Origin of the sequence: Pseudomonas baltica (assembly GCF_031880315.1) — a bacterium.
Taxonomy (GTDB): Bacteria; Pseudomonadota; Gammaproteobacteria; order Pseudomonadales; family Pseudomonadaceae; genus Aquipseudomonas.
Genome location: NZ_CP134771.1, coordinates 4761984 through 4775666, shown reverse-complemented (window position 1 = coordinate 4775666; position 13683 = coordinate 4761984). Strand labels below are relative to the sequence as shown.

The 13683-nt window shown below is 61.9% G+C and carries 12 protein-coding genes; 5 read left to right on the top strand and 7 right to left on the bottom strand.

Going from position 1 to position 13683, the window contains the following annotated elements; genetic code table 11:
* Positions 1-3: 3 nt before the first annotated feature.
* Genes REH34_RS21390 through REH34_RS21375 form a run of 4 tightly spaced genes read right to left on the bottom strand, consistent with a single transcriptional unit; the run spans position 4 to position 4318 of the window.
* Positions 4-438 carry a group 1 truncated hemoglobin gene (locus tag REH34_RS21390; RefSeq protein WP_226503258.1) on the bottom strand — a complete coding sequence of 145 codons (435 nt, stop codon included), beginning with the start codon at positions 436-438 and terminating at the stop codon, positions 4-6.
* Positions 438-1301, bottom strand: coding sequence for a DUF3034 family protein (locus REH34_RS21385; protein ID WP_311969092.1), 864 nt, complete (start codon positions 1299-1301; stop codon positions 438-440). The genes REH34_RS21390 and REH34_RS21385 overlap by 1 nt, the downstream gene beginning before the upstream one ends.
* 1 nt (position 1302) lies before the next feature.
* On the bottom strand, positions 1303-3657 hold the full coding sequence (locus REH34_RS21380; RefSeq protein WP_311969091.1) for an EAL domain-containing protein: 2355 nt from the start codon (positions 3655-3657) through the stop codon (positions 1303-1305).
* Positions 3641-4318, bottom strand: coding sequence for a methylamine utilization protein (locus REH34_RS21375; protein WP_311969090.1), 678 nt, complete (start codon positions 4316-4318; stop codon positions 3641-3643). The genes REH34_RS21380 and REH34_RS21375 overlap by 17 nt, the downstream gene beginning before the upstream one ends.
* 314 nt (positions 4319-4632) lie before the next feature.
* On the opposite strand from REH34_RS21375, the gene lon reads away from it, so the two are divergent.
* The 5 genes from lon (at position 4633) to cmoB (ending at position 10541) form a co-directional block, all read left to right on the top strand.
* Positions 4633-7053 carry an endopeptidase La gene (gene lon, locus REH34_RS21370; protein ID WP_226503254.1) on the top strand — a complete coding sequence of 807 codons (2421 nt, stop codon included), beginning with the start codon at positions 4633-4635 and terminating at the stop codon, positions 7051-7053.
* Between the two features lie 171 nt (positions 7054-7224).
* Positions 7225-8136, top strand: coding sequence for an RHS repeat-associated core domain-containing protein (locus REH34_RS21365; protein WP_311969089.1), 912 nt, complete (start codon positions 7225-7227; stop codon positions 8134-8136).
* Between the two features lie 113 nt (positions 8137-8249).
* A complete protein-coding gene (locus REH34_RS21360; RefSeq protein ID WP_226503252.1) occupies positions 8250-8642 on the top strand; it encodes a protease inhibitor I42 family protein in 393 nt (130 codons plus the stop codon).
* 202 nt (positions 8643-8844) lie between these two features.
* Positions 8845-9588 carry a carboxy-S-adenosyl-L-methionine synthase CmoA gene (gene cmoA, locus REH34_RS21355; protein ID WP_226503251.1) on the top strand — a complete coding sequence of 248 codons (744 nt, stop codon included), beginning with the start codon at positions 8845-8847 and terminating at the stop codon, positions 9586-9588.
* Positions 9585-10541, top strand: a complete 957-nt coding sequence (cmoB, locus tag REH34_RS21350) for a tRNA 5-methoxyuridine(34)/uridine 5-oxyacetic acid(34) synthase CmoB (RefSeq protein ID WP_226503250.1) — start codon at positions 9585-9587, stop codon at positions 10539-10541. Before cmoA ends, cmoB begins: the two co-directional genes overlap by 4 nt.
* Positions 10542-10596: 55 nt before the next feature.
* Here the strand turns inward: cmoB and REH34_RS21345 are convergent, their stop codons facing one another.
* The 3 genes from REH34_RS21345 to REH34_RS21335 all read right to left on the bottom strand — a co-directional run bounded on the left by REH34_RS21345 (position 10597) and on the right by REH34_RS21335 (position 13645).
* Positions 10597-11394, bottom strand: coding sequence for an ABC transporter ATP-binding protein (locus REH34_RS21345; protein WP_311969088.1), 798 nt, complete (start codon positions 11392-11394; stop codon positions 10597-10599).
* Positions 11394-12419 carry an iron ABC transporter permease gene (locus REH34_RS21340; RefSeq protein ID WP_226503685.1) on the bottom strand — a complete coding sequence of 342 codons (1026 nt, stop codon included), beginning with the start codon at positions 12417-12419 and terminating at the stop codon, positions 11394-11396. The genes REH34_RS21345 and REH34_RS21340 overlap by 1 nt, the downstream gene beginning before the upstream one ends.
* A 77-nt stretch (positions 12420-12496) precedes the next feature.
* Positions 12497-13645, bottom strand: a complete 1149-nt coding sequence (locus REH34_RS21335; RefSeq protein ID WP_311969087.1) for an ABC transporter substrate-binding protein — start codon at positions 13643-13645, stop codon at positions 12497-12499.
* Between the last annotated feature and the right edge of the window lie 38 nt (positions 13646-13683).

Genomic DNA, 13683 nt, shown 5'->3' with positions numbered 1-13683 from the left:
ACCTTACTTACGTATGACCTCCCCTCGCTGCGCTGCCAACCGGGCCAGCAAACGGTTCTGCACCGGCACGGGCACCTGCTGACTGTCCATGGACTTGATCAGATCTTCCACCAGCGCATTGAACTCACTCGGATCGATGTGCTGGCCCTTATGGGCCTCAGCCATATCCACCCCGGTATAGGTGCACGGCCCGCCCGCCTCGACGCAGAACTTCTCCACCAACTTGTCGCGCAGCATCACCGGATCGACGTTGCGAAAGTGCGCGCCGATGCGCGGATCCTTGACCACGATCAGCAACATGCCCTCGACGATCCGGTTGATGCCGGGCTTCTGGCCCAACGCCTGATACAGGCTGTCATCGGCAGCAGGTGGCAAGGTCTTGCTGGCACAGGCCGCCAACAAGGCAAAAACGGTAATCGCAACGAACAGGCGCTTCATCAGAAACTCCCCTGCACAGACAGATACGTGCCGTTCTGGTTATCCAGCGTGGCAATCTCCCCCAGCCGCGCATAGGCCAGCACAAAGGCCACATGCTTGTTGGGGAAGTACCCCAAAAACATGTCCGCCCAATCACTCTCCCCCGCGAACGACAGGTTGTCCGGCTTCTCCCGGTACTCCACGCCCAATGCCCAGCGGGGATTGAACAGCACGGCCACCGAGCCTTCCTTCAACACGCTGCGGGTATCACGGCGATCACCGCCAAATCCGAGCACACCCATCTCGTTGGCGCGGCTGTAGCGCACGCCGCCGTTGACCACCAGGTTGTAGCCGAACGCCGCGCCCATGAACAAGCGGCTAGCGGTGATATAGCCTTCCACATCGTGATCGCGCCTGGCGCCCACCAGGCTGGGGATCAAAAAGTCGCGCTGATGCTTGTACTCCAGCCCGGCCGAGACTTGCGGCAGCTGGTCATAGATCAAGTCACCGAACAGCCGCACTTTCACGCCAAAGATGTCCTGGCTCAGGCTGTTCTCTGGCAGGCTCAGCTTCTTCGCCAAAGTGCCTAGGTCAAAGCGCTGCCTAGCGTAGGAAAATTCCACGCGATTACCGTAGGACGCCGACATCCCGGTCACATCCAGGTTGTAATCCGGCAAGTCCACATGGGTGCCGAATACCGTGCTACTCCACTGCCCCTGCTCGCTGTAGCCGGAAATCACCGCCCACGGGATCAGGCCGCCGCCTGCAGCACCTTCGACACTGGTCGCGCCACCGGTGGCGATCAACCGACCGTCGCCGGCCAGCACCGGGTCGGCACACAGCAGCGCCAACGAACTCAATAGCAAGGGAATTCGATGTTTCATATCAGTGGACCATCAAGGACGGCGTTGCCAATGGTTGCTTGACCCAGACTTCAAACGCCGCTGCCGTGAGCGGTCGACTGATCAGATAGCCCTGGGCCGTGTCGCAGTGCCAGCGCTCGAGCAAGCGCAGGCTGTGTTCGTATTCGACGCCTTCGGCGACCACCTTGAGCCCCAGGTTGTGGCTCATCTCGATGGTCGAACGGACGATCACCGCGTCTTCGCTGGTTTCGTCCAGATTGCGCACGAAAGACTGGTCGATCTTGAGTTCCTGCACAGGCATACGCTTGAGGTGCGCCAGCGACGAATAACCCGTGCCGAAATCGTCTACCGACAGGCTGATGCCACATTCGCGCAAGCGGTGCAGCACCTTGAGGGCGGCCTGCGGCTCGCGCATCACCGCGCTTTCGGTAATCTCGAAAATGATCTGCTCAGCGGGTACGCGGTACTGGCGCAGCAGCCGCGAGGCCTGTTCGGGCAGGTCTTGGCCGTGCAGGTCGTCGGCAGAAATATTCAACGACAGCTGCACGCGCAGCCCGCGTTGATTCCACTCGCTGAGCTGACGAATGCCCTCTTCGATCACCCAGCGGGTCAGTGTCTGAATGCTGCCGGTACGCTCGGCCAGGATGATGAACTCCGCCGGCGAGACCATGCCGAACTGCGGGTGATGCCAACGTAACAGCGCCTCGGCCTGGCGCACCTGGCCGTTGCGAATGTCGAGCTTGGGTTGATAGTTGAGGATCAGCTCGTTGTTGGCCGCCGCATGGCGCAAATCGCGGATCAGGCTGATCTGGCGCTGGTGGGCCAGGTCGCGCCCCTGCTGGTAAACCTGCAAGCGCCCGGGCAGGGTTTTGGCATCGCTCATGGCAATGGAGGCGCGCGACAGCAGCTCTTCGGCGATCTGGCCATCCACTGGGTAGGCAGCGATGCCGATCAGGCACTCCATGGCAATGTCATGGCTGCCCACATGCTGTTGTACCGTCATGAACTGCTGGATACGGTCGGCGGTGGCCACGGCGCTGTCACTGTTGAAGTTTTCCAGCAGCAGGAGAAATTCACCGGCGATCAGATGGGCCAGGGTATCGCCGGGGCGCAACACCTCCTGCAGCAGCTCCCCGGCGCGCTGCAGAATGCCGTCGACCAGCACCGGGCCGCCGTTCTCGCCCAGCTCGCGCAGGTTGTCGATGTTCAGATAGAGCACCGCCACCGGCCGCTCGGCGGCAATCGCACTGCCCAGACGCTCGGTGGCCAGGGCGCGGTTGGGCAAGCCGGTGAGGCTGTCGTGCAAGGCGTTGTGGGCCAGTTGCAGTTCGCGCTCGGCGATACCCGCCTGCATGAGGTTGATCGCACCGGCCAAGGCGCCCAGCTCGTCGCTGCGCTTGAGCAACACTGGCGTCTGATAGTCGCCCTGGCCGATACGGTCGGCGGCTTCGGCCAGGGCCTGTACGGGCTGCGACACGCTGCGGGCCAGCAGCAGCGCGCCGACCAGCGAGGCCAGCAAGGAGGCCATGGCGATATAGATGATGTTGTGGTCCAGCGGCGCGAAGGCCTTCATGGCGTCGTCGAGGGGGCTTTGCAGCAAGGCGATGACTTTGCCGCCACTGGCGCTGTCGCTCGCCAGCATCAGGGGTTCATTGAGGAAGCTTTGCTGCTCGTGGACGGTCAGCGTCACCCGGCGGCCATCCTTGTTGTGCTGCATCCACTCGCTGATGCTGGCATGCAGCTCGGGCGCCTGGGTACTGACCAGTTGGCCGACGCCGTCGCGGGTCTGGGTCAGGAACGACACCTGCAGATTGCTCAGCGAATGCAGCTCCTGAGCAAAGGCCGCATCCATGGTAAAGCCCATCACCACGCGGGCGATGGGCAATGGCGCCAGCACCTGGGCCTCGACCAGCAGGTGCGGCTGGCCATTGAGTGGCACGATGAGCATGGTCTGCTTGCTGCGCCGAGCGTCACGCAAAGCCTGATCGTAGGCGAACGGGGTGCCATCGGCGACATCGTCAGCGGTACTGGAGATGACTTTGCCGTCCATCCCCAGTACGAACATGTCACTGGCGCCGATCCGCGCACCGTGGTTGAGCAGCGCCGAACGAATGGTCGCCGAATCGCCACTGGCGATCGCATCGCGAAAACCGAAGTCCGAAGACAGTATCTGCAAGCCGTCACGCAAGCGCCGCCCGCGCACATCCAGCAAACGCTCGAACACCCGTGTACCCACCTCCAGTTGCTCCGCCGCCTGGCCGCGCACGGCCTCGTTGGTGGCTACTTTGACGGCGAGCGTCAGCGCTGCGACCACAACCAGTAGCAGGAGAATGAGGACGCAGGCAATACGCGCCTGAAAGCTACTTCTCAGTTTCACGCACAGCCTTGCCGAAAGCATCCCCGAAGGCGCTAGGCGCGGGGGCGCTCGGGGCATCGGCAGACAGGGGTTCAAGGGTCATGCTGTAGCTCTTTTGCACGGCCTTGTCGGCCATCACCAGCTCGCCACCGTTTTGCGTGGCCATGTCGGCATGCTGTGGGTGCCAGAGGGTGACGTTGTAGTGGCCGGCGGGCAGGTCGAAAGTGATCTGGCCCTTGGCATCGCTGACGGCGAACCAGGGGTCATCGGTGACATAAATGTAACCGAGCATCCAGTCATGGATATTGCAGCCCAGCACCACGATCCCAGCCTTGTCGAAGACTTGAGCTGCAGGGATGCCTTCATACAGCTTGAGCTCGAAGCGTTTGGTGGGCGAAAACGAATAGACCTGATGGCGAATGTTGTCGCTGTTGGGGAACGTCACGTTGGTGTTGCTGTGCACGGCCAGCACGTGGGGCACGAACTCCTTGTTGCGCTGGTCCATGTCCGCTTTGGTGCTGATCGGGCTTTTGCCAGGCGGCCCCTGCAGGGTGAGCACGGCATCCGCCACGGGCTGGCCTTGCTGATCCACGACCTGGGCGATGAACGGCGCGGCGGTGGCCAACGTGGTGTACAGCAGTGCACCCACGATGATGGTCGCGCCGCAGAAGATTTTAGGCATTGCAAGGCACCTGACAACGAGTGAAAGATCGCGCGGTTTGACCTGCACAGCGGTCAAACCGGAGAAACGATCAGTAACGAATCATTCACGTCCACAACTAGGCGTATTGCCACTATTCACCTCAGCCATGGGCCACCGGGCTTCAGACCGTCTGGGCAGGGGGCCGAACCCGTACCGATCTATGGCTCGCATGAATACAGCGTAGTGGCTTCTGCTCAGGTTATCGTCAACTTCGGGTAAAGCTGGAGGGTCGGGATTGAAACGAGTGGTCGGGTACCCCATCTAACCTGCATAGACCATTGCGCAGGTGCCCCATGAGCGACCAGCAGGATTACGCGGAAACTCCAGACGAACATCTGGAATCGGAACACATCGAACACTCCACCACCTCCAGCACCGAGTTGACCTTGCCCGGCCAGAATCTGCCGGACAAGGTGTATGTCATCCCGATCCACAACCGGCCGTTCTTCCCGGCGCAAGTGCTGCCGGTCATCGTCAACGAAGAACCGTGGGCCGAAACCCTCGATCTGGTCGCCAAGACCCCACATCACTCGCTCGCGCTGTTCTTCATGGAAACGCCCCCTGAAGATCCGCGGCATTTCGATACGTCCGCGCTGCCGCTGTACGGCACTCTGGTGAAAATCCACCATGCCAGCCGTGAAGACGGCAAGTTGCAGTTCGTTGCGCAGGGCCTGTCGCGGGTGCGTATTCGCACGTGGCTCAAACACCATCGGCCGCCCTATCTGGTGGAGGTCGAATACCCGCAACAGCCCATCGAGCCCACCGACGAGGTCAAGGCCTACGGCATGGCGTTGATCAACGCGATCAAGGAGTTGCTACCGCTGAACCCGCTGTACAGCGAAGAACTGAAAAACTATCTCAACCGCTTCAGCCCCAACGATCCGTCGCCGCTGACCGACTTCGCCGCCGCCCTGACCTCCGCCACTGGCGCCGAGCTGCAACAGGTGCTGGACTGCGTGCCCATGCTCAAGCGCATGGAGAAGGTCCTGCCGATGCTGCGCAAGGAGGTCGAAGTCGCGCGGCTGCAGAAGGAAATTTCCGCCGAGGTCAATCGCCAGATCGGTGAGCATCAGCGCGAATTCTTCCTCAAGGAGCAATTGAAGGTCATCCAGCAAGAGCTGGGGCTGACCAAGGACGACCGCAGCGCCGACGTCGAGCAGTTCCAGGCACGCCTGGAGGGCAAGACGCTGCCGGCCCAGGCGCAAAAACGCGTGGATGAAGAAATCGGCAAGCTGGGGATCCTCGAAACCGGCTCACCGGAGTACGCCGTCACGCGCAACTATCTTGACTGGGCCACCGCCCTGCCCTGGGGCGTTTACGGCAAGGACAAGCTCGACCTCAAGCACGCGCGCAAGGTGCTCGACCAGCACCACGCCGGGCTCGACGACATCAAGTCGCGGATTCTCGAGTTCCTCGCGGTGGGCGCCTACAAGGGCGAGATCAGCGGTTCCATCGTGCTGTTGGTCGGGCCGCCCGGCGTGGGCAAGACCAGCGTCGGCAAGTCCATTGCCGAGTCGCTGGGGCGGCCGTTCTATCGCTTCAGCGTCGGCGGCATGCGCGACGAGGCCGAGATCAAGGGCCATCGGCGCACCTACATCGGCGCCCAACCGGGCAAGCTGGTGCAGGCGCTCAAGGATGTCGAGGTGATGAACCCGGTGATCATGCTCGACGAGATCGACAAGATGGGCCAGAGCTACCAGGGCGACCCGGCCTCGGCGCTGCTCGAAACCCTCGACCCGGAACAGAACGTCGATTTTCTCGACCATTACCTCGACCTGCGCCTGGACCTGTCCAAAGTATTGTTCATCTGTACCGCCAACACCTTGGACTCGATCCCCGGGCCGCTGCTCGACCGGATGGAAGTGATTCGCCTGTCGGGTTATATCACCGAAGAAAAAATCGCCATCGCCAAGCGCCACCTGTGGCCCAAGCAGCTGGAAAAGGCCGGCGTCGACAAGGCCAGGCTCAGCATCAGCGACACGGCTCTGCGCGCGGTGATCGAGGGCTACGCGCGGGAAGCCGGGGTGCGCCAACTGGAGAAGCAACTCGGCAAACTGGTGCGCAAGGCCGTGGTCAAGCTGCTCGACGCGCCGCAGTCGTCCATCAAGATCGGCCCCAAGGACCTCGAAGCCTCGCTGGGCACCCCGGTGTTCCGCAGCGAGCAGGTGTTGTCCGGCAAGGGCGTGATCACCGGGCTGGCCTGGACTAGCATGGGCGGCGCCACCCTGCCGATCGAAGCGACCCGTATTCATACTCTCAACCGCGGCTTCAAGCTGACCGGGCAGTTGGGTGATGTGATGAAGGAGTCTGCGGAAATCGCCTATAGCTATGTGAGTTCCAATCTCAAGCAGTTTGGCGGTGAGGCAAAGTTCTTTGACGAAGCATTCGTGCACTTGCATGTGCCCGAGGGCGCGACGCCCAAGGATGGTCCGAGTGCGGGCGTGACCATGGCCAGTGCGCTGCTGTCACTGGCGCGCAACCAGGCGCCGAAGAAGGGCGTGGCCATGACGGGCGAGCTGACGTTGACCGGGCATGTACTGCCCATTGGCGGGGTCCGTGAGAAGGTCATTGCAGCGCGGCGGCAGAAGATCAACGAGTTGATTTTGCCGGAGGCGAATCGGGGGAATTTCGATGAATTACCGGATTATCTGAAGGCGGGGATGACGGTGCACTTTGCCAAGCGGTTTGCGGATGTGGCGAAGGTGTTATTTTAAGTCCGGCCTTGGTCGACAGGCTCTTTCCGGGAATCGCTTCGGCTTCCGAAGATCCCTGGGAAGCGCCTGTCAGATCATCAATACTCATGACGTCAACCTATCAATTCTACTAGCTGAACAATTATCGGTTTTCCCATCAGACTATCCGCTTGATTAAAGGAGAACACGCTAATGGATATTTTCCGCAGTAACACGAGACGTCGTCTGCTAGCAACGGACCAAGCCCGGTCGGTACAGCAAGTTGTCGATGACGAAGGTACCTTGGCCTATACGTCTTTCGGCTACACACATGACCTTCGTCTTCTCCCTATGCGCGTGGCCTTCAACGGGGAGCCTCCAGATCTACTTAACGGCCATTACCCGCTTGGATTGGGTTATCGAAGATACAGCTCCATACTGATGCGATTTACGAGCCCGGATAGCTGGAGCCCCTTTGCAAGCGGGGGACTCAATAGCTATGCCTACTGCGGTGCCGATCCTGTAAATCATATTGATCCGGACGGCCACATGCCCTTAAAAGTGAATATATCAAAACTGCGAGGGGTACCCAGACTACCCAATTCGACCAACCGCCACACCCTGATATCAAGAAATAATAGAAAAAAGCGTTATGATAGTGCAGGACGATTAGCAGAAGAAACTGCTAGCCACTCATCCCTTATAGAAACTGGAGCATTTGACCGGATACGGCATATGAGTATTACCGACCACGGCCGTGCAAATCCAGATATTCTGGACGCTGCCCACGTTGAAATGCTTGACGCTTTTGGACGGGCACGGGGAACGACGCTTCAACCGGCAGCCAGACCAATTGCCTACCGGAACTTACAGGGTGAGTTGCAGCTTTTTGCGGGGCACATGACCGCGGCAGAACAGTACTTCCGCTTGCGTTGGGAACGGTCGTCCGCCGCGGCGAAAAGTCTGCGTAAAGGACAGGCAGATCTCGCGCTGTTACGTCAAAAAAAATATGAGATCGATCATCACAATGCTGACTTGACGACGCTTCCCTATATCGATGAGCAGGATTTACGTAAAGGGATTTGGCGAATACGTGACCCCGCAGCTATAAACAATCAGCGTTGACAAGCTACCGAGGGAAGAACGACGCATTTCGCCAAGTGCTTTACAAGCGGCAGATAACCTCATTCCTTCGACCTTGAGTTATTCTTGTGCCATCCCGTCTTGAAGGAGCCATCATGTCCGCCGCCCGCCTGCTAGCCCCCGCCAGCCTCGCCCTGCTCGCCGCCTGTGCTCAGCAACTACCGCAGAACGTGGCGCTCGACAAGCAAAGCCAGTGTCCGCTCAAGTTAAGCACCGGCCAGCGCCTGACCCTCACCCTGCCCAGCAACCCCACCACCGGCTATCGCTGGCTGGTGCAGAACCCTGCGCCTGGGGTGTTGAAAAGCCTCGGGCCAGAGGTGTACAGCAATCCGGAGGATGCCGGGCTGGTGGGCGGTGCAGGGCAATCGGTGTGGCGCTTTGTGGCGCAGGCATCGGGGGATGGGCATTTGTTGCTGGTGTATCAGCAGCCATGGTCGCCGGAGGTGAAGCCGGTGCAGACGTTTGATTGTGCGTTGACCGTCAAGTAAAACAGGCTGGATTGGTAGTGCGGCGGATCGCCTCTTCGCCGCCGAACGCGCAACCTTGCCCCCACAGGTGCATGACTTCAGATCAGCCACCGCTGTGGGCGCAAGGGCACGCCGCAGGCTCGGCGCCCGTCTGTAATCCATGCAGCCCAGCCGCGCTTGCGCTAAAATCCGCGACCGTTTTCCGTGACCGTCTGGAACCGCCGTGAGCCAACAACCCGATCGCCTCTTCGCCCAGCCCCTGCCCCAGGTGCCCGATTTCGCCTTCAATGAAGACGTGGTGCGGGTGTTTCCGGACATGATCAAACGCTCGGTGCCGGGCTACCCGACCATCGTCGAGAACCTCGGTGTGCTCGCGGCGCAGTTCGCCCAGCCGCACACCACACTCTACGACCTCGGCGCTTCGTTGGGGGCCGTGACCCAGGCCCTGCGCCGCCACGTGCGCCAGGACGACTGCCGCGTGGTGGCGGTGGACAACTCGGCGGCCATGGTCGAGCGCTGCCGAGAATATCTCAACGCCCAGGACTCGATGTTTCAGGAGTTGCTGCCCGTAGACGTCATCGACGGCGATATTCTCGCGCTGGACTTCCAGCCCGCCAGCGTCGTGGCGCTCAACTTCACCTTGCAGTTCATCGCCCCCGAGCAGCGCCTGGCCCTGCTCGGGCGCATCCGTCAGGCACTGGTGCCCGGCGGCGCGCTGATCCTGTCGGAGAAACTGCGTTTCGAGGATGCCGAGCAGCACGCCTTGCTCACCGATCTGCACATCGCCTTCAAACGGGCCAACGGCTACAGCGAGCTGGAAATCGCCCAGAAGCGCAGCGCCATTGAAAACGTCATGAAACCCGCCAGCCTCGAAGAGAACCGCGACCTGCTGCTGGCCGCGGGCTTCTCCAAGGTGGTGCCCTGGTTCCAATGCCTCAACTTCGCCTCGATGATCGCCCTGCCATGATTGATCTCGCTCCTCTGGTCCGCCGCTTGGCGGGCACCCCACTGCAGGACTGGGCCAACACCCTGCAAGCCCAACTCGACGCGAAGATGGACAAGGGCCACGGCGACCTGGAGCGCTGGCAAGGCGCGCTCGATGCCCTGCCCGAGGTCACACCCAGCGACATCGACCTGCTCGACGGCTTGCGCCTGGATGGCGAATGCGATGACGCCACCCGCGCGCAGATGCGTCAGGCACTGATGGGCCTGTCGCCGTGGCGCAAAGGGCCGTTCGATCTGTTCGGCGTGCACGTCGATACCGAATGGCGCTCGGATTGGAAGTGGTCCCGCGTGGCACCGCATCTGGACCTGCACGGCAAGCGCGTGCTGGATGTGGGGTGTGGCAATGGCTACTACCAATGGCGCATGCTCGGAGCCGGCGCCGACAGCGTGATCGGCATCGACCCCAACTGGCTGTTCTTCTGCCAGTTCCAGGCGGTGCAACGCTATCTGCCCGAACTCAACGCCTGGCATCTGCCGTTCGCGCTCGAAGACCTGCCCGCCGGGCTGGAAGGCTTCGACACGGTGTTTTCCATGGGCGTGTTCTACCATCGGCGCTCGCCCATCGAGCACCTGCTGGCGCTCAAGGACTGCCTGGTCAAAGGCGGGGAACTGGTGCTGGAGACCCTGGTAGTCGAGGGCGACGTTCAACAGGTGCTGGTGCCCGAAGACCGCTATGCACAGATGCGCAACGTGTGGTTTTTGCCGTCGGTGCCCGCACTGGAGTTATGGTTGCGCCGCGCCGGTTTCCGCGACGTGGAATGCGTGGACGTCAGCGTGACCACGGTGCAGGAACAACGCAGCACCGAGTGGATGAAGTACCAGTCGCTGAGCGACTTCCTCGACCCCGCCGACCACAGCCGTACCCTCGAGGGCCTGCCGGCGCCGATGCGGGCGGTGATCAAGGCGCGTAAGTGAGGCGGATGGATCGGTATCGATCCTGAGGCAGCTCATATCTCTCAGGACATCGCTCTCAGGACACCGCCGCCACCAACCCATCGATCAACACCTGCGCATTGCCCTGGGAACACCGCTCCACCCGGCCACGCACCCCATACACCTGGGCCAGCGACTGGGCGGTGATGACTTCGGCCGGCGCGCCGTCCGCCATCAACCGCCCGGCCTTGAGCATCAACACATGATCCGTATGGCGCAGGCTGATATTGATATCGTGCAGCACGATCAAGGTCACCATGTTGCGCTGCACGGTCTCCTGGCGGATCACCTCCATCACATGAAACTGGAAATTCAGGTCCAGGGCGCTCAAAGGCTCATCGAGCAACAGCAGGCGCGGCTGGCGAATCAGCGCCTGGGCCAGCCCCACCAGTTGCTTCTGCCCACCAGACAGCTCGTCGAGAAAGCGCATCGCCAGGCTCTCGATACCCAACCGCACCAACAGGCTCTCGGCTTCGACGATGTCGTCGGCTTGCGCGGTGTTGCCGCTGGCTCGGCGCGCCACCAGCAGCGACTCGAACACGCGCAGATGCACGCTGGCAGGCAGGCTCTGAGGCAGATACACCACGCGTTCGGCGCGGCTGGCGAAGCTGGCGCGCAATAGATCATTGCCATCGAGATTGACCGTCCCGCGCGCGCTCACCAGCCCCGCTGCAGCCTTGAGCAGGGTCGATTTGCCACTACCGTTGGGGCCGAGCAACGCCGTCACCCGCCCAGGCAGTAACGCCCCCACCGACAGCTGCGCGATGATCTCGCGTTTGCCATAGCTGACGTGCAGGCCTTCTATCTCCAAGCCTTGGCGATGGATAGCCGGCATCAGCGCACCCCCTTGCCGCGCAGCACGATGGTGAGGAAAAACGGAATCCCCACCAAGGCCGTGACGATCCCCACCGGGATCAATACCCCCGGCACGATATTCTTCGACGCCACCGACGCCAGCGACAGAATCAACGCCCCGGCCAAGGCACTGCCTGGCAGATAGAAGCGATGATCTTCCCCGAACAGCAGGCGCGAGATATGCGGCCCCACCAGCCCGATAAAGCCGATGGTACCGACGAACGCTACCGCCAGCGCCGACAGCACGCTGACCCGCAACAAGGTGCCCAACCGCAGGCGCTTGACGTCGATACCAAAGCTCGCCGCGCGGTCCTCCCCCAGGCGCAACGCGGTCAGCTGCCACGAGCGGCGCATCGCGCAGGGCAAGGCGATCAGCAACGCCAACGCCAACAACCCGAGCTTGAACCAGGTCGCCCGAGCCAGGCTGCCCAGGGTCCAGAACACCAACGCCTGCAGGGCGTCCTCACTGGCGACGAACTGAATCAACGACACCAGCGCACCAAAGGTAAACCCTAGGGCGATACCGAACAGCACCACCACCCCGGTATCGGCCTGGCGCCAGCGCGCCATCAGGTCCAGCAGCAAGGTGGCGATCACCGCGAAGACGAAGGCATTGACCGCCACGATCCACTCGTTGGGGACGCCGGGAAGCCCGAGGTTGAGGATGATCGCCAACGCCGCGCCAAAGGCCGCGGCATGGGACACGCCCAGGGTGAAGGGGCTCGCCAGCGGGTTGTTGAGGATGGTCTGCATCTCGGCACCCGCCAGTCCCAACGCCGCCCCGACCAACACGGCCATCAGCGCCTGCGGCAGACGGATGCTCCAGACGATCACCTGCTGGCCCGGGCTGACCGAGGCCTTGTCCACCAGCGTCTGCCACAGCTCGTGCAGGCTCAGGCCAGCGGGGCCGAGGGTGAAATCGAGCAGCACAGAGGCAAGGATTGCCAGCACGAACAGGCCGAGCAGCAGCAAGCGGCGGCGCAGCACCCTTTGATAGTCGGCCAGAGCGGGCGTTCGGGACGCTTGTCGGCCGGAGGCGCAGCCCGCTTCCTCGGCGGATGAGGATGGATCGACCTTGGCGTTCACGGTGCAGGCTTCAGGTCGACCCAGTAGGCGCCGCTGATGTCCACTGGCAAAAAGCGCTGCTGCAGCTCGGCCAGGGTCTTGTTCGGGTCGAGGTCCTTGAACTGCTCGGGGTAGAACCACTTGGCCATGGCTTCGATCGCGAGGATGTTGTACGGCGAATCATAGAAGTTGTGCCACACACCGTGCACACGGCCCTCGCGCACGGCGGTCAGGCTGGCGATGCCCTCGCGGGCGATCAACGGCTGCAGACTGGCGCGGGCCGTGGCATCGCTGACCCCGGCACCGGCCTTCAGGCCTGGCTCGGTGGAGGTGCTGTCACGGGTACCGCTGACAAGGTAGAAACGCGGATCGGCACTGATCAGCTTCTCCAGATTGATGTCGCCGATGGGGCCCGGCAGCAGCTTGGCGGCGATATTGTTGCCACCGGCGGCCTTGATGAAGTCGCCCATGTTGCCGTCGCCGGCGGTGTGGCAGCACGGCACGCCGCCTTTGCCGTAGCCGGCGAGCATCTCGATGAACACGCTGGGGCGCTGGCTTTCGGGGATCTGGCTGACCACGTCTTGCACCCGCTTGAGGTGCTGCTGGTAGAAGTCGATATAGTCCTGGGCCTGCTGCTCGCGATGCAAGGCCTGCCCCAGCAAGCGCAGGCTGGGGATGGTGTTCTGCAACGGGTGCTGGCGGAAGTCGATGAACACCACCGGTACGCCGGCCTGCTGCAATTGCTCGACGATTTCGTTCTTGACCCCGGGGCCATGACCGGCGATCCCGAAGATGGCGATGTCCGGATGCAGTGCCAGGACTTTCTCCGGGCTGACGCTGGCCTCGGAGGTGGTGCCGATACGCGGCAACTGGTCGATCTGCGGGAATCTGGCCTGATAGGCGGCGTAGCCCTGGGCGTCGACCGTCTTCAATTCACCCTGCCAGCCGACGATGCGCTTGAACGGCTCCTTGCCTTCCAGCATCGCCACCGAATACAGCATGCGCCCCTCACCTAGCAGGACGTGATCGACCTTGTCCGGAATATCCACCTTGCGCCCGGCGATGTCGGTGACCGTTAGGGCCAGCGCCGCGTGGCTGCAAAGGGTCAGGAGTACAGCTGCGACAGCAGTGGTAGAGCCTTTGAGGGAGGGAAAACCGAAACGCATGACGACCTCTTTCAGGGCATGAATGAGCAGTGAGCTTG